This window comes from Delftia sp. 11MD (assembly GCF_050907895.1).
In the GTDB taxonomy this organism is placed as follows: Bacteria; Pseudomonadota; Gammaproteobacteria; order Burkholderiales; family Burkholderiaceae_C; genus Comamonas; species Comamonas tsuruhatensis.
In genome coordinates, this window is sequence record NZ_CP194333.1 from 3556834 (window position 1) to 3570867 (window position 14034).

Here is a 14034-nt window from a genome sequence, read left to right on the forward strand (position 1 = left end):
GCGCGCAGGCCCATGCGCGGCATCTCCAATGACCGCCAGTTTGCCGGCCCGCCTTTTCACAAGGCGGCCACTTCTGACCTGGGTACGAATGACGCACTACACTGCGCCAGTCCATTTGCCTGCAAAGGAGTTGCCATGAAGAAACGCAGACTGCAGATTCACCCCGTAGTGGGCGCATTGCTGATGGGAATTGCCGGCCTTACGGCCCTGCCCAGCACCTGGGCCTGCACCCGCCTTGTCTTTCTTGGTGCGAATGGCCAGGTCGTCACCGCGCGCTCCATGGATTGGAAAAGCGACATCGTCAGCAATCTCTGGGTGCTCCCGCGTGGAATGGAGCGCTCAGGCAAGGCAGGCCCCAACTCGTTGCGCTGGACGTCCAAATACGGAAGCGTCATCACCTCGGGCTATGACGTCTCCACCACCGATGGAGTCAATGAAGCCGGCCTCAACGCCAACCTGCTCTGGCTGGTGGAGTCCCAATACCCGGCCTTCGGTGCGGGCAGCAAGCCTGGCCTGACCATTGCAGCCTGGGCGCAATACGTGCTAGACAACTTCGCCACCGTCCAGGAAGCCGTTGCGGCGCTGGAGAAAGAACCTTTCACCATCGTCTCCGACAACGTTCCCGGAGAGAACCGGCTGACGACGCTGCATCTCTCGATGTCCGACGCCAGCGGCGACAGCGCCATCGTCGAGTACATCAATGGCCGGCAGGTGATACATCACGGCCGGCAATACCAGGTCATGACCAATTCACCGACGTTTGATCAGCAATTGGCTCTCAACACCTATTGGCAGCAAGTGGGCGGCACCACCATGCTGCCCGGCACCAATCGCGCCGCCGATCGATTTGCCCGCGCATCCTTCTACGTCAACGCCATCCCCAAAAGTCAGGACCCCAACAAGGCGCTGGCCAGCGTCTTCAGCGTGATCCGCAACGCCTCGGTGCCCTACGGCCTGAATACGCCCGAGGAACCCAATATCTCGTCAACCCGCTGGAGAACCGTTTTCGACCACCAGCGCAAGCTCTACTTCTTCGAATCAGCGTTGACGCCAAATACCTTCTGGATAGACCTCAAGGCACTCGACTTCAGCCAGAAAACCGGCAAGGTTCTCAAGCTGGATCTGGGCCCAGACCAGAACCACACCTTCTCGGGCGATGCCACGCGGCAGTTTCAGGAATCAGTACCGTTTCAATTTCTAGGCATCTAGGGAAGAGGAAAAATGCGACCAGAAACACCAAATCAACAACGGCCGCTGGCGGCCCCCAACTTTGCACGGTGCCTGCAGGCATCACAACCATGACCGTTACCGTCATCGGCGCGGGCGGCGCGACGGAAGGGCCCGTCAGGGCAGGCCTCGGCACTGATCGGAGTTCTTCCTGCAAACCGCGCCCGTCGGGTGCGCCCAAGCGGAAAATCATCTGGTAGCCTGCATGCAAGCGAGGCGATCAGTGCCTCTTAGAAAGGATCAGCATGCTTTCCAGAATTTGCGCAGCTGCATTTTTCGCTGCCATCACGCTTGTACAAATGCCGGCGATCGCCCAGGCGGACGTTCCGTCCACTGCGGTGACCTTCAAGAAAGGCACGTCGGGCGCGACTGTCCAAGGCAAGCTCCAAGGCAACAAGGAGCAGGCGCACGACTACATAGTGCGTGCGGTTGCCGGGCAGAAGATGACCGTGCACATGGAGACGAAATCCACCTCCACCTACTTCAACGTGCTGCCGCCCGGCAGCGAGGAAGCGCTGTATCGGGGCGAGGTGGCAGACGGCCCCACATGGACCGGTGCATTGCCCGCCAGCGGTGACTACCGTGTGCGTGTCTTCCTCAACCGCGCAGCCGCCCGCCAAGGCAAGTCTTCGGCGTACGCGCTCAAGATTTCCGTAGTAGATTGACGTAGCGCGGCGTCAAGACGATCCACAACCTGCTCGTCCCGCAGACACGCGCAACACATGCTCGGCTTGTTCGAATCCTGCTCGGCCAGCTCAACGAAGCCGGCAGCCTCTGACCAAGAACATGCTCCGCGACCGCTTCGACGCCGCTCGGGATGCCGCCGGCATTCCCAAGGCGCAGTTCCAGCCTCGGGGCCTGCGCGCCACGGCCGCCACCACGTTGGATGACGACGGCGGGATACGGCTGGAGCACACGACGGAGCGCATGGCCGCCCAGTACATCCGCCACAAGGTGGGCAAGAAGGTGAAGCCCGTTCGGTGAATTGCGGAACACGGGGAGAGTTGGGGAACGCGGCCTGTAAACCTCGGCCCCATCTTGCTACTTCTTCGATAGCAAAGAAAAAAGGCCCCGTATCGCTACGGGGCCTTGTGTTCTTTGGTGGGTCCTGCGAGATTCGAACTCGCGACCAACGGATTAAAAGTCAGGCCCGCAAACCATATAAATCAATGGGTTACGTGAATTTTCGGGAATATTTACTGAAACTAGCGCAAGCACAGATGGGCCCTCCAAGGGCTTATTCCCGCACCCACAGCCTTTGGGGAGGGCCTAAATGGAACATGCCTAAACATCGAACTGAGAATGCAGGCTGACTAGCCGCTGAGCCAGCGTCTCGGCGTCGTGGCGCATGGCATAGAGCGACGTCGTGCCGATGGAGACATGGCCGTACCAGATATGGAATCCATCGAGGCCCTGCAGAGACGCCTCCGCACAATTGCGAATAGCTTCGGAAATCGTTCCGGACTGGAACTCCTCGACTTCAGCCTGGCAATGTAGAACGCGAGCCGTGTAGAGGCCGGGCTCTTCCTTGTCTATGTGCAGTGTGAGGATCATGGCTTTCGGCCTAGCACCAGTTGGATTGAGCCCGTCCCATGCTGCCGCCGCGGCGAGATCCAGTAGACCCACAGACCCCGAGCCCAGGCGCAGGCATAGATGATCGACACGGCGAATATGCCCCACTGCTCGGCCTGCCAGCTGGCATAGAACCAGAAGGGCTGACCGAGCATGCCGAACACAGGCGCCCACTTGCGCGAGCCCTCTCCCCGGGCCTGGGAGAGCCAGGCCGCCAGGGCGCCCAGCAGGGCAATTGCGATCTGATCGAGGCTCATGGGTACATGGTACGTGAGACCAGCCGCTTGCCCTTCCCGGCTGCACGGCGATGGACTGGCGCGCGCTGGGACGATGAGTGCGGCGTCAAAACCTTCGACGGGCCGCACGAATCGGCCGAGGCGGCTCTGGACTGGGCTATGGAGCGGTGTCCCGAGGACTGATTTGCAAATGAAGCCTGCATACAATGCGGGCTCACTTACACCCGGAAACAATCATGTTCATCAAACAGACTATCGCAATTGCAGCTTTGGCTCTCAGCGCAGGTACATCCCACGCCTGGAGCTTGGTGTATGCAAACGATGCAAGCGGTGCTACCACTGCAGGCTCATTGCAAGCCCTTCGTGCTGCTGCCAATGGCGGTTCATCGGTCAAGGTGCTCGTTCTGACGGCGGGCCACACTTGGCAGGTTCCATGTGCGCATGTTTCCGTGAGGAATGACTCAACACAGGCGGTAATCTGCACCAAAGGCAGCGAATTTCACATCGACGTGACACCAGGGGCGCAGTTCGGCCAAGTACCGAATCCCACCAAATTCGCATTCTTTGCAGCTAACACCCTTGGTCAGTATGCGCAGGTGGACATGCAAGTGAGCAATGGATCGGTGGTGTCTCGGAATACCATCAACGCACAGATGCAGTGGTACGTCGAGTGAACCTCAAAGCTACTGCCTGATCGGCCGCGTGCACGCCATCAGCGCTCGGTATCGGAAAGGGCGCGCAGGTGGTCGTCGTTCGAGCTCATGTGTACGCCCTTTCGTGGTTTGGATCACGGCAGGGTGGCAGGCTTGGTACGGGACGACTTCCAAAGGACTCTCAGCAAAGCTGAAGCCAGCACTCACCACACGGCAACATCTATACCTAATTCACCATCGAAATGACAACTACGGATTGACGAGTCGTGAGCACAAAGCAAGAAGCAATGATTTTCCTGCTGAAACTTTAAACGATGCGTAATTTCTACCAAGTGAGCATTTGCATCTCAATGAGGATTCGGAATTTAGGTTGCATGCTATGCGATTTTGTTCTGCGGAAAATTGTAATTTTTATTGATGACACCAAATTTCCGTGATACGGTAGGAGGATATAAATTTGCAAGACACATATCCAAATGCATCTCAAATCAAAGCTCTTTTCCTCACTATCGCTCTCGGTGCTCCTCGGGCTCACAGCGACAGCGTCGCTCGGCCAAAATGTTGTTCTCCCGCTTACTGTAGTAAACGCATCAGGTGGCTGGAACGAGGTCAATAGCGCAGTTGACGGCAATCCCAACACTATGTGGAACTCTCAAGGTCCAGCTCCACAATTTATAGAGGTAGACCTAGGCTCTGATCGAATGTTCTCAAGGGTACGCTTGCTACCCGCGCAGAGCGATCCAGGCTACAGCGTCCACAGAATCATTGGCAAAACCTCGGCGGGACAGGAGGTAAATTTCACTACATATGGGAACTTCACCAAAGACAATCAATGGATTGAGATATTCAATCAATTAGAGATACCTGTGAGATATGTTCGTGTGCTCACAACACAGGTCAATTCTTGGGTAGCATGGAGAGAAATACAAGTCTATGATGGAGGAGATCTATCTGAGTCTTGCTACTCGAACGAACATGGCTATGGTTGGGCCATTTATGCCACACTTCCTGGGTCAAGCAAATGTCCCGATACACAAGGTCATTTTCTCGTCAAGTATCGTGACGTCAGAAATCAACCATCAGGGACTCTGATAAATAGTTGCTCGCTTTATGGCCTACAAGGTTGGACAATAGTCAGCAGTTCGAAATTCAGCGGGCAATGCGATGCCTATCAGAACTCCGAACGCTTCATATTGCGGAAAGATTAAATCGCAATAATTTGGTCATCGATTGCTGTCTTCAGAGAAGTCTGCGGCCAGCATACTCGGCGTCACGGGCCAGGCGACGCCGAGGGTTTGGACATCAGCTGCGTGCCCTGCAGCTTTTGCTGCCATGTCCCCATACGCTGCGCGGCAGTCTTCAAATACGACTCCGAGGGCAGCGGCGTACTCAAGGACGGCAGCAGGGGGAGCGCTGGCAAGTCGGCGGGCGGCATCTGCGGATTGCTCGCGCAGGCCGTCAGCAACAGCGCGCAGCTGGTCAAGATCACGGCGCAGCAGCGCCTCGCGGTCACGGGCGGCATTGAGTGCTCCTTGGTACTTCGTGTTCATGGCCTGCTCGGCCTGGCGCACGCGGGCGTCGGCCGCGCGCTGCGCGGTGCTGGTGGCCAGCTGCTGGGTGGCGGCTTCCAGACGGGCCTCGGCCAGCTCGGTGCCCAGGCGCGCGCCCTGGAGCTGCCACACCAGCGCAGCGGCCACGGCGGCGGCACCCAGGTGGGTGTAGAGCGCGGGGATCACGACAGCCCCCTTTCGCAAAGCTGCCGCTCAGCTGCGCGGCGATTGACCAGGCCCGGCAGTTGCTTGCCACCCGCCCAGGTCCAGCGGCTCAGCTCCGCGCACGCGCCTGCCATGTCGCCAGCATTGGCCTTGCGTGCCAGCGTGCTTCCGCAGAACGCCCCATTGCCCACGTTGAACGCAAAGCTCAGGAATGCGGCCTTCTGACCGTCCGTCATGGGCTGTCGCACGCATTCCAGCGCGGCCGTGTGCTTGAGCAGATCCTTGTAGAGCATTTCCTCGCACTGCTCGCGCGTGAACGTCTGGCCCATGGCCAGCTCTGGGCCAGTGTGCCCAGTGCAGGCGGTGATGATGCCGATGGGGTCGCGGTATGTGGCCTGCACCGCGCCCTCGTACTTGGCAACCAGAGGTACAGCCAGTGCCGCAGCGGCCGCGCCAATGGCGGCGATCAGCTTTGCCTTGTTGCTCATTTCAGGTGTCCTTTCAGCGCCGCCCAGAAGCCGAGGCACGCGGCGCAGGCTGAAGCGATGTAGCCCAGCGGCTTCGCAGCCTTGCCGATCCAGTTCAGGACGCGGAAAGCGCCCTGTGCGGCCCGGAAGACCTCGACCAGGTCGGCCGTGTTCGCCCGCACCTGCTCGGTGGCCGCCGTATTCGCGGAAAGCTCCCGCTCCATGCGAGTCATTCGCGCGTCCCCCTCATCCAGTCGCGCATTGATCGCCGCAGCTGTCTGCGTGTTGATGGCATCGCCGTAGTCGTCTTGCATTGGCCCTCCTCCGGGCTGTTCGGGCATGAAAAAACCCGCCGAAGCGGGTTGGTGTTGGTAGGGGTGGATCAGAGCGTCACAGCGAGACCGAAAGCGGTATCGAGCGATTCCGGCGTGCCGCCGAGCTGCGCCCAAAGAGCGGACAGAAACGGGCTGTGCCGCTCCCAGGTGTCCGCCTCGTACTCGATCTGAGCCGCGCGCCTGTCGGCGCCATCGGGCATTGCGGCAATGGCTGCCTCTGCGGCTTCGAGCAGGCCCAGCATCAGCAGCGCGAGCCGGCCCTGGCGACGAGTGCAGGAGATGTGCGCCACCGAAGGCGTGGGCTCGTACGGCTCGGCCGCTACGCGCCAAGCGCCTTGATGCAGCTGCTCCGCAACCTCGGGCGTTGCGATGGGCTCGATGCCTAGCACCTCGCAGGCCTTGACGCAGGCTTTGGCCAGGTAGGCGGGGTCATCGTAGAGATAGGCCGCGCTCTCCATCACCACGTACCACGGGGCTTTGGGGCGGTAGGCCGGGATCAGGACCAGCGCGCGCTCGGCGTTGATCCAGGTGTAGACGGCCAGCAAGTCCCCATGCTGGCGGTGAAGGTGCGCTTTGCGCAGGTCGATACATGCAGGCATGCCCGCGAAAGTGGCAGGCTTGGTACGGGATCAGCGCGCCATGCCGCCCGCGCGTCGCCTGAGAGGCACAGCGCCCGCTGTGTCGTTGTCCATCAGCGGCAGGGCCATGTTGATGTAGCGCCACACGTCTGCGCCGTGGCTGGCGTCATCGTGCAGCGGCGGCCCCGGCTCGCCCGTGCGCGGGTCGATCTGGCGCTTGTACCGGCTCAGGCAGTCCAGCAGCTTGGCGCAGCGCTGGGCATCGATGTAGGCCGAGGAGAAGATGCCGCGCGCCAGGCGGATGCCCGACTCCAGGCCCGCGCGCTCCAGCACCTCGACCTCGCGGCCCATGTCCTCCAGGATCTGCTGGGCCGTCTGCCCGGTCTTGAAGTCGCCGTGGGCGCCGTCGTGCGGCAGGAAGTCCGTGCCCCAGCGGTACGGCAGCTTCTCCATCTGCTCCACGTACCACTCCAGCGTCTTCTGGTTGTCCTGCATGAAGTTGATGACGCGGAAATCCATGGCCGTGCGCTGCACGAAGGCGATGGCCATGTTGTCGGCCCAGCCCAGGTCCCAGACCGTGTGCACGGGCAGCTTGGGGTTGTAGGGCACCAGGCACACGCGGTCGTCGTTGTACAGGCGCTCCACCTCCTTGGCGTAGATCGCGCCGGCCAGGGTGCGCTTGGGGCGGCCTTCCCACACGTTCCAGTAGGTGTCCGGGTCGCGCTTGAAGTGCCGGCGGCGCTCCTTCTCCAGCACCTCCGGAAACCAGGGGTTGTCCCGCCAGTTGATTTCGCACAGCCAGGTGTCGCTGTCGGCGGCCTCGATGAACCGCGCATAGGTGGCGTCCGTGGCCAGGTCCGGGTTCAGCGTGAGCCAGATTTCCGAGCCAGGCCGGCGGATGGTCGGCACCAGCACCTCCCAGCTGCGCGCGCTGACGCTCTGGGCCTCTTCCACCCACACGATGTCAATGGCCTCGTAGGACTTGATGGAGTCCACCGTATGGCTCTGCAGGCCCGCGAACAGGATGAGCGTGCCGTTGGCGCCGCGGATCTCCGTGTCCAGCACCTCGTAGAAGCCGCCCAGGCCCAGCGCCGCGATCTGGTCGGACAGCAGGCGGTGTACCGAGTCCCGCATGGACTTCTGGATCTCGCGCGCGCACAGGATGCGCAGCGGCCGGTTGCTGCCCATCACCAGCAGGGCCATGGCCACAGACCAGGACTTGGCGCCGCCGCGCCCGCCGTACATGACCTTGAAGCGCTTGGGCTGGAACAGGCCGCGCAGCTTGGAGGGGAACTCGACACGAACGCGCGAGCGGTCTACCTCGTAGTCCTCGGCAAAATCTGGCTCCGGGTCCTCGCCGGCCAGGTGCGCGGCCTGCATGCTGGCAGACAGCAAGCTCATGCGCCCTCCCCGTCGCGCGGGTCGTGCTCACGCGCTGGCGCATCCACGAAGTGCAGCTCGAAGTGGCCCACGTTGCCGCCACCGTTCGGCCCCTTGCCCGCGTCCTTGTCGTTCATGCCGAAGGCCTGGCGCTCCATGTCCACCACGATGCGCAGGCTCTCGGCCAGCACCTTCATGGTCTTGGAGCGCTCCGGCAGGCTGATGACCTTCTGGTAGAGGTCGTTCAGCTTGTCCATGCCGTTGTCGTCTGGCGCGCGCAGCATCTCGCCCAGCTCCTGCAGGTAGGCCACCGTGTCCGCGTCTGCCATCTGCTCCAGCTCATCCAGCAGCGCGTTGGTGATCTTGCGTGCCCGCTGGATGTCCCGCCTGTGCGCCAGCCGGATGGTGGCCACAGCCTGCGCATTCGCGTCCACCACCTCACGTTCGGACGCAGTACGCTCCGCGCGTACCTCGCTGCGTACCGCCTCTTTGCGTACCAGCTGCTCTGCCTTCTCCTGGATGCGCTCCGACAGGTCACGGCTCCAGTCGTCACGCTTGGCCCGCTTGCGGATCGCCCCCTCGCTGATGCCCTGCTCCGCTGCGATCTGCCTCAGGCTCTTGATGCCCGCCCTGTAGTCCAGCTCGATGCGCTCCCACTGGGGGGACTGCTTGTGTTCCTTGCTCATCCGCCCGAAGCTGGCAGGCTTGGGACGCTTCAAACTACTCGAGCACTAAAGTCAGTGCACTTTCGAGTCTTCTACAGGCCGTAGAACGGGCGGTTGGCTTCGATGCGTGCCTGCTCGCTGGCGGGGTAGCGGCGTTCGGCCAGCAACTGCTGCAGCGCGGCGCGGCCCAGGTCGCGCAGCGGGGTGTAGAAGGCGCTGACGGCCAGCTCGTCCAGTGCGCGCCAGGCATAAACCTGGGCGTCGATGAACAGGATGTCCTCGGCCGGGCGCGGCAGCGCGGCGGCCTGGCGCGCATAGAGGCAGGCCAGGGCGAACTCGGATCGCTCGCGGTGGTAGCGCGCCAGCTCGCACAGGGGCTCGGCCCGCTGCGGTCGCGCGGCATAGGCGGTGAGATAGGCCTCGCGCACGGCGGCCGGCTCGGCGCCCGAGCGCTCCAGCAGCACGCCGATCTGGAACAGCGCAAACCACTGCTCCTCGGCCCAGCCGCCCATGGCGGCGCGCTGCCGGTACCAATGCAGGCTGGGCTGGATCTGGCCCGCGTCGCGGTGGCTTTGCGCCAGATAGAACACGTTGCGCGTGTTGCCAGGCTGCTCGCGCACGGCCTTTTCGAGCACGGCGATGTCGCGCAGGTAGGTCTGCGGGTCCCGCGCCCGCGCGCCGTCGTGCGAGACATCGATGTACGGCCCCGCCAGCATCTGCCAGGCCTGGTGCGCCGGGGCGGTCAGGTACTCGTGCAGCACGCCTTCCCAGCGCCAGTCCACGCGCGTGGCGATCAGCGCATTGCGCTGGTATTCGGTGCCCGCCATGTGGCAGGACAGCATGCAGCCGTCCGCCTCCAGCGCCGGCCATGCAAAGCCTTCGGGCACGCGCAGCTGCTCGTCGGCATCAATGAACAGCAGGTAGTCACCGTGCGGCCGCGCCAGCTCCAGCGCCTCGTTGCGGTTGTGGGCGAAGTCCACCCAGGGCCGCTCGTGCAGGCTGCCGGGTATGCCCTCCATGCACTGGCGCACCAGGTCCTGCGTGCCATCGCTGGAGCCCGTGTCCACGATCACCCAATGGTCCACCCACGGCTTGACCGAGGCCAGGCAACGCGCGATCACCGGGGCCTCGTTCTTGACGATCATGTTCAGGCAGATATGGACGCGGCGCGCAGGTCGCATAGCGAGCTCACTGGCAGGAGGCCACCACGATCAAACCGGTAACCGCCGTATTGAAGGCCTGGGTGCCAACCAACTGCACAGTCATGGTGTCGCCTGGTGCGTAAGTGGCGGGGCCGGACACATCACATGTGGGGTTGGCATTGGAAAGCGTACAGATCGGCACGCCCGACACATTGGAGAAGTTCTCGTTCACGCCTCGACGCAGCTGCAGCGTCAGGCTCAACGCCCTGTTCTCTGTCAGCATGGCGCGCAATGATGCATTGGTGCATGAGGTGTGTACCATGCGCTGCGCATCGGTCTCGAATGTGTTACCGCCGCCGTTGGCAAACAAATAAATTGTGCCGTTGCCAGCGCTGTTGCCGCGGGCAGGAGTTGTATACGTCTGGAAAAACCCACCCGAGCCTGCAGGCCCCTGGACTCCTGCAGGGCCTGTGGGGCCTTGAAGTCCAGCTCCTGTGGCACCCGTCACGCCCTGGATGCCCTGGATTCCCTGAATGCCTTGCGCGCCCTGGGGCCCTGTGGGACCTGTGTCACCCTGGACCCCGGTCGCGCCCGTAGCTCCTGTCATGCCGGTCGGGCCCGTCGGGCCGGTTGCACCCGTGGCCCCTGTAGGTCCGGTAGGTCCAGTCGCGCCAGTGGCCCCCGTCGAACCCGTGGCGCCTGGTGTGCCAGCACCGGTGGCCCCAGTCGGGCCAGTGAGACCCGTTGCGCCCGTAGGCCCAGTGGGTCCTGTGGCCCCCGTGGCGCCCGTCACGCCAATAGCGCCTGTTGCCCCCGTCGCGCCCGTGGCACCTGTCGCTCCAGTAGCCCCTCCACCCACGCCGGGAGCGCAATGCACCAATTGTCCAGTCGCGCCGTCAACACACAGCAGCTGGTTGCCAGTGGCCGCATCAGCAGGCAGTGCTGGTACCAGAACTTCGCCGGTGTTTTGCACTCGCAACCGCTCGGCGCCTGCCGAATTCTTGATCACGAAATTGCCGCCTGCAGGCATCGTGATGCTGATGTCTGCAGCATGCGCTGTGGGAGCCAGGAAACCGGCGCCCATGCACATAGCAAGCATAAGGCGTGAGGGGATAGAAGTTTCTTTACGGGACATGGTTTAGCTGCCGATGAGATAGAAGCACGTCCATGCAGGCTCACAACAGCCACACGAGGACGAAAACGAAGGATCAGTTCAAGACGTTGTGCGGGTGCGGCTTTGTCGACGAACAGCCACACCACCGAGCATCAGGCTCAGCAACATCAACCCGTAGGTACTGAGCGTTGGAATACTGGCCGGAGAGGCTGCTACAACAGCCCCGATCTGAACATTGCCAGGCACGATGCTTCCACTGGGGTTTGACAGCGTGGCGCCAGGCCCCATCGTGACGACGGCAGTGCCGGGGCCCGAAGAGGTCAGGATCACCGGCTTTCCAGGCGTGCCAAGGGTAAGTGTGCCCAGCACCGTGAGGTTGGTGCCCGCAGGAAGGACGATGGTGGGCGGCAAGGGACCCGTGCTGATCAACGTCAGGTCCTTCACGACGATGTTGCCGCTCAGTTGAAGGGTGGAACCAGGTGCGCAGGTGTCCGACAGCACCACGCTGCTGGTGCCCAGGTTCAATGGCACTGTGCTCGTAAGGTCACCACTGACGTTCAGTTGCCCCCCTGTCCCAGTGACCGTAGCCCCTGAGTCGAAAGCGAACGAGCCAGTGTCAAAACTCCCCGTACCCAAAGTCAACTCGCCCTGCATGATGACCGCCGTGCAAGGAAGCTGAAAAGAGCCTCCAGCAAGATCAATGCTGCTCCCCGGCGGCATGACCATCTGTCCCCATGCCGATCCACACACCGCTGCGCTCAGAACCAGCGAAGCAAAGCTACGCTTACCAAGTCCTACCATTTGATGATCTCCGCGACGGGGCGTAAGGCCCCTAAGTTTTCAAGCGGGCACGCAACCTCCCTGGTGCAGGCCCCAGCGGCATGATCATCAGATACAAAATAGCATTTAGTTAACAAAAATTAACAATTGATAGCCTCGTTTCATTTATCGAAAGCTATTAACTATTAGCGCGCTATCTAAAGGCGTGCACTCTTTATGCGTAGGTGTCGCCCACCTGGGGCTGGGCTCCGTGGTTGTGGTCATATTGCCGATCCCTCTTTCAGTCGGTAGCGAAGCACTGGCTTGCGCGCCGGCAGCTCGGTGAGCCGGCTTTCCACCTGGCCCTCACGCACCAGGTACAGCAGTGCCCAATCGATCTCCCCTTTGCTGCGGCCCAGGGCCAGCACCAGTTCGGAATGGAAGAACCAGCGCCCGGGGGCCTGGCGCAGAAACCGCAGCAGCACGTCGGTGCCACTTCCCGGGCGGATGACGCCCGCGGGGCGCGGGTTGTTGTGTCGTGCCCCCTCCTCGTGCCAGCCCTCCAGCTGGCCAAGCTACCGGAACACGAGGGCGAGGGAATCACCATTCCTGCAGCTGCCTGGCAGGCCTTTACCGACGAGCACGCCAGCTTGCTGCAGCAGATCCAGCTGCAGGGACTCCAGGCCACGGACCTGCCCCACTGACCCACCACCCCGTCAACCACGCCCCGCCACCTGGCGGGGCGTTTGCATTGCTGAACCGCAGCACGCCACATGAGTGAAACCGCTCTCACCCTCAAACAGGCGGCCGAACGGCTGCAGGTTTCCTACGGAACCGTCTTCGAAAGGCGGCATGAGATCGCCTTTCGCCTACCCGGATCGCGCATATGGCGCATCTGGCCATCTGCCCTTGCGGCCCTCAATAAACCTCGCAACAATGTCACCCGGCTATCGTTGCGGAACCAGGATAGTGAATGCCCATCCGCAAAGATCAAACTTCCGGAATCTGGTGGATCGATCTACGCACGCCAAGCGGCGAAAGAGTTAGACGATCTTCTAAAACGACCGAGCGCAAGGCAGCTCAGGAATACCACGACCGCCTGAAGGCGGAGATGTGGCGGCAGGACAAGCTGGGGGAGCAGCCGCAGCGCCTTTTCGAGGAAGCTGCCGTTCAATTCCTGCGCGCCTCTGCTGGACAGAGCGACTACGACACCAAGGTTCGGCACGTCGCATATTGGCGCACCGTCTTCGGCGGCAAGCCCATCAGCTCTTTAACAAGCGACGTGATCCTTGACAACCTGCCCACGCACTTCGTGCGCCACGGCTCCACGATGCAGCGGCCCACATCGCAGAGCACAAAGAATCGGTACATCGCCACACTGCGGACGCTGCTCAACATGTGCGAGAAGATGCAGTGGCTTGGCCGCGCGCCCATTCTCAGCAACTACCGGGAGCCGGCGGTTCGCATTCGGTTCCTGACCCGCCAGCAGGCCCGCGCCTTCATCATGGCCTTGTCTCAGGACTGGATGCGGGACATCTGCCGCTTCGCCCTTGCCACGGGCATGCGAAGCGCAGAGATCCTCACGCTGACCTGGGACAAGGTAGACCTCAAGCGCTCCACGGCCTGGGTCAGCGCCGACGCCTCCAAGTCGGGTTCCGCGCGAGTGGTCCCACTCAACAGCGAAGCGCTCGACGTGCTGAACGCGCGCCCCAAAGGCGTCAACGTCTTCACGCGGCCTACCGGGGCACCTGTGAAGCAGGTCGATGCGCGAATTCTTGCCCGGGCCTTCGCCGCTGCCGGTGTCGAGAATTTCCGCTTCCACGACCTGCGGCACACCTGGGCGAGCTGGCATGTCCAATCCGGCACGCCCCTGTTCGTCCTGAAGGAGCTGGGAGGCTGGAAGACGCTGGAGATGGTGAAGAAATATGCCCACCTGGCGCCGGAGCACTTGGCCCAGTACGCAAACGCGGTCATGTTTTGGTCAGAGCAGACCACCGAGGACAAGAAAAAAGCCCCTACGCTTGTGGCGTAAGGGCTTGATTTCATTGGTATTTAGTTGGTGGGTCCTGCGAGATTCGAACTCGCGACCAACGGATTAAAAGTCCGCTGCTCTACCGACTGAGCTAAAGACCCGAACCACGCTTTGCATGCATCAGATGCTGCTCAGCGAAGACATAGATTCTAGCACCAA

Annotated in this window: 19 protein-coding genes and 1 tRNA gene; 7 read left to right on the forward strand and 13 right to left on the reverse strand. The window is 61.9% G+C overall.

The annotated features are described in order from the left end of the window. Window positions 1-135: 135 nt before the first annotated feature. The 3 genes from ACRSCF_RS16090 (at window position 136) to ACRSCF_RS16100 (ending at window position 2211) form a co-directional block, all read left to right on the forward strand. Entirely contained in the window at window positions 136-1209 is a 1074-nt protein-coding gene (locus ACRSCF_RS16090) for a linear amide C-N hydrolase (protein WP_133072352.1), read from the forward strand. 263 nt (window positions 1210-1472) lie between these two features. Further along, window positions 1473-1892, forward strand: a complete 420-nt coding sequence (locus ACRSCF_RS16095; protein ID WP_026062346.1) for a hypothetical protein — start codon at window positions 1473-1475, stop codon at window positions 1890-1892. A gap of 121 nt (window positions 1893-2013) precedes the next feature. Beyond that, entirely contained in the window at window positions 2014-2211 is a 198-nt protein-coding gene (locus ACRSCF_RS16100; protein ID WP_016446827.1) for a hypothetical protein, read from the forward strand. Window positions 2212-2511: 300 nt separating this feature from the next. Here the strand turns inward: ACRSCF_RS16100 and ACRSCF_RS16105 are convergent, their stop codons facing one another. Both ACRSCF_RS16105 and ACRSCF_RS16110 read right to left on the reverse strand, forming a co-directional pair. Next, the gene (locus ACRSCF_RS16105; protein ID WP_034363934.1) at window positions 2512-2781 is read right to left on the reverse strand and encodes a hypothetical protein; all 270 of its coding nucleotides are present in this window, start codon (window positions 2779-2781) and stop codon (window positions 2512-2514) included. Continuing rightward, entirely contained in the window at window positions 2778-3056 is a 279-nt protein-coding gene (locus tag ACRSCF_RS16110) for a hypothetical protein (RefSeq protein ID WP_244386066.1), read from the reverse strand. The genes ACRSCF_RS16105 and ACRSCF_RS16110 overlap by 4 nt, the downstream gene beginning before the upstream one ends. A gap of 215 nt (window positions 3057-3271) precedes the next feature. On the opposite strand from ACRSCF_RS16110, the gene ACRSCF_RS16115 reads away from it, so the two are divergent. Beyond that, window positions 3272-3709 carry a hypothetical protein gene (locus tag ACRSCF_RS16115; protein WP_158528222.1) on the forward strand — a complete coding sequence of 146 codons (438 nt, stop codon included), beginning with the start codon at window positions 3272-3274 and terminating at the stop codon, window positions 3707-3709. Between the two features lie 455 nt (window positions 3710-4164). Next, window positions 4165-4896: a discoidin domain-containing protein gene (locus ACRSCF_RS16120; RefSeq protein ID WP_082254120.1), complete on the forward strand. Its 732-nt coding sequence runs from the start codon at window positions 4165-4167 to the stop codon at window positions 4894-4896. A gap of 15 nt (window positions 4897-4911) precedes the next feature. Here ACRSCF_RS16120 and ACRSCF_RS16125 read toward each other — a convergent pair whose 3' ends face one another. The 10 genes from ACRSCF_RS16125 to ACRSCF_RS16170 form a co-directional block, all read right to left on the reverse strand. Beyond that, the gene (locus ACRSCF_RS16125) at window positions 4912-5424 is read right to left on the reverse strand and encodes a hypothetical protein (RefSeq protein ID WP_082254121.1); all 513 of its coding nucleotides are present in this window, start codon (window positions 5422-5424) and stop codon (window positions 4912-4914) included. Then, complete coding sequence (locus ACRSCF_RS16130) at window positions 5421-5891, reverse strand: lysozyme (RefSeq protein WP_099733836.1); 471 nt, start codon at window positions 5889-5891, stop codon at window positions 5421-5423. The genes ACRSCF_RS16125 and ACRSCF_RS16130 overlap by 4 nt, the downstream gene beginning before the upstream one ends. Next, window positions 5888-6184, reverse strand: coding sequence for a hypothetical protein (locus ACRSCF_RS16135; protein WP_034363937.1), 297 nt, complete (start codon window positions 6182-6184; stop codon window positions 5888-5890). The genes ACRSCF_RS16130 and ACRSCF_RS16135 overlap by 4 nt, the downstream gene beginning before the upstream one ends. 68 nt (window positions 6185-6252) lie before the next feature. Further along, complete coding sequence (locus ACRSCF_RS16140) at window positions 6253-6750, reverse strand: hypothetical protein (RefSeq protein WP_244386067.1); 498 nt, start codon at window positions 6748-6750, stop codon at window positions 6253-6255. Between the two features lie 84 nt (window positions 6751-6834). Further along, window positions 6835-8184, reverse strand: a complete 1350-nt coding sequence (locus ACRSCF_RS16145; protein WP_324622357.1) for a PBSX family phage terminase large subunit — start codon at window positions 8182-8184, stop codon at window positions 6835-6837. Then, window positions 8181-8849 carry a hypothetical protein gene (locus ACRSCF_RS16150; RefSeq protein ID WP_244386070.1) on the reverse strand — a complete coding sequence of 223 codons (669 nt, stop codon included), beginning with the start codon at window positions 8847-8849 and terminating at the stop codon, window positions 8181-8183. Before ACRSCF_RS16150 ends, ACRSCF_RS16145 begins: the two co-directional genes overlap by 4 nt. Window positions 8850-8920: 71 nt before the next feature. Further along, a complete protein-coding gene (locus ACRSCF_RS16155) occupies window positions 8921-10009 on the reverse strand; it encodes a glycosyltransferase (protein ID WP_244386072.1) in 1089 nt (362 codons plus the stop codon). 7 nt (window positions 10010-10016) lie between these two features. Next, window positions 10017-10340: a hypothetical protein gene (locus ACRSCF_RS16160; protein ID WP_082254695.1), complete on the reverse strand. Its 324-nt coding sequence runs from the start codon at window positions 10338-10340 to the stop codon at window positions 10017-10019. 843 nt (window positions 10341-11183) lie between these two features. Further along, a complete protein-coding gene (locus tag ACRSCF_RS16165; RefSeq protein WP_244386074.1) occupies window positions 11184-11609 on the reverse strand; it encodes an IPTL-CTERM sorting domain-containing protein in 426 nt (141 codons plus the stop codon). Between the two features lie 515 nt (window positions 11610-12124). Then, the gene (locus ACRSCF_RS16170) at window positions 12125-12328 is read right to left on the reverse strand and encodes a hypothetical protein (protein ID WP_244386075.1); all 204 of its coding nucleotides are present in this window, start codon (window positions 12326-12328) and stop codon (window positions 12125-12127) included. Window positions 12329-12394: 66 nt separating this feature from the next. On the opposite strand from ACRSCF_RS16170, the gene ACRSCF_RS16175 reads away from it, so the two are divergent. Together ACRSCF_RS16175 and ACRSCF_RS16180 are read left to right on the forward strand one after the other, a co-directional pair. After that, window positions 12395-12547: a hypothetical protein gene (locus ACRSCF_RS16175; protein WP_198818628.1), complete on the forward strand. Its 153-nt coding sequence runs from the start codon at window positions 12395-12397 to the stop codon at window positions 12545-12547. Window positions 12548-12816: 269 nt separating this feature from the next. Next, window positions 12817-13875, forward strand: coding sequence for a tyrosine-type recombinase/integrase (locus ACRSCF_RS16180; RefSeq protein ID WP_034363942.1), 1059 nt, complete (start codon window positions 12817-12819; stop codon window positions 13873-13875). A 25-nt stretch (window positions 13876-13900) separates the two neighbouring features. Here the strand turns inward: ACRSCF_RS16180 and ACRSCF_RS16185 are convergent. Further along, window positions 13901-13976, reverse strand: a tRNA-Lys gene (locus ACRSCF_RS16185). Window positions 13977-14034 lie beyond the last annotated feature (58 nt).

Excerpts from the sequence above, each read along its gene's own strand:
- ACRSCF_RS16090 (WP_133072352.1), top strand. The coding sequence starts at position 136 with ATGAAGAAACGCAGACTGCAGATTCACCCCGTAGTGGGCGCATTGCTG.
- ACRSCF_RS16095 (WP_026062346.1), top strand. The coding sequence starts at position 1,473 with ATGCTTTCCAGAATTTGCGCAGCTGCATTTTTCGCTGCCATCACGCTT.
- ACRSCF_RS16135 (WP_034363937.1), bottom strand. The coding sequence starts at position 6,184 with ATGCAAGACGACTACGGCGATGCCATCAACACGCAGACAGCTGCGGCG.
- ACRSCF_RS16110 (WP_244386066.1), bottom strand. The coding sequence starts at position 3,056 with ATGAGCCTCGATCAGATCGCAATTGCCCTGCTGGGCGCCCTGGCGGCC.
- ACRSCF_RS16180 (WP_034363942.1), top strand. The coding sequence starts at position 12,817 with ATGCCCATCCGCAAAGATCAAACTTCCGGAATCTGGTGGATCGATCTA.
- ACRSCF_RS16105 (WP_034363934.1), bottom strand. The coding sequence starts at position 2,781 with ATGATCCTCACACTGCACATAGACAAGGAAGAGCCCGGCCTCTACACG.
- ACRSCF_RS16120 (WP_082254120.1), top strand. The coding sequence starts at position 4,165 with ATGCATCTCAAATCAAAGCTCTTTTCCTCACTATCGCTCTCGGTGCTC.
- ACRSCF_RS16155 (WP_244386072.1), bottom strand. The coding sequence starts at position 10,009 with ATGCGACCTGCGCGCCGCGTCCATATCTGCCTGAACATGATCGTCAAG.
- ACRSCF_RS16100 (WP_016446827.1), top strand. The coding sequence starts at position 2,014 with ATGCTCCGCGACCGCTTCGACGCCGCTCGGGATGCCGCCGGCATTCCC.
- ACRSCF_RS16150 (WP_244386070.1), bottom strand. The coding sequence starts at position 8,849 with ATGAGCAAGGAACACAAGCAGTCCCCCCAGTGGGAGCGCATCGAGCTG.
- ACRSCF_RS16115 (WP_158528222.1), top strand. The coding sequence starts at position 3,272 with ATGTTCATCAAACAGACTATCGCAATTGCAGCTTTGGCTCTCAGCGCA.
- ACRSCF_RS16145 (WP_324622357.1), bottom strand. The coding sequence starts at position 8,184 with ATGAGCTTGCTGTCTGCCAGCATGCAGGCCGCGCACCTGGCCGGCGAG.
- ACRSCF_RS16130 (WP_099733836.1), bottom strand. The coding sequence starts at position 5,891 with ATGAGCAACAAGGCAAAGCTGATCGCCGCCATTGGCGCGGCCGCTGCG.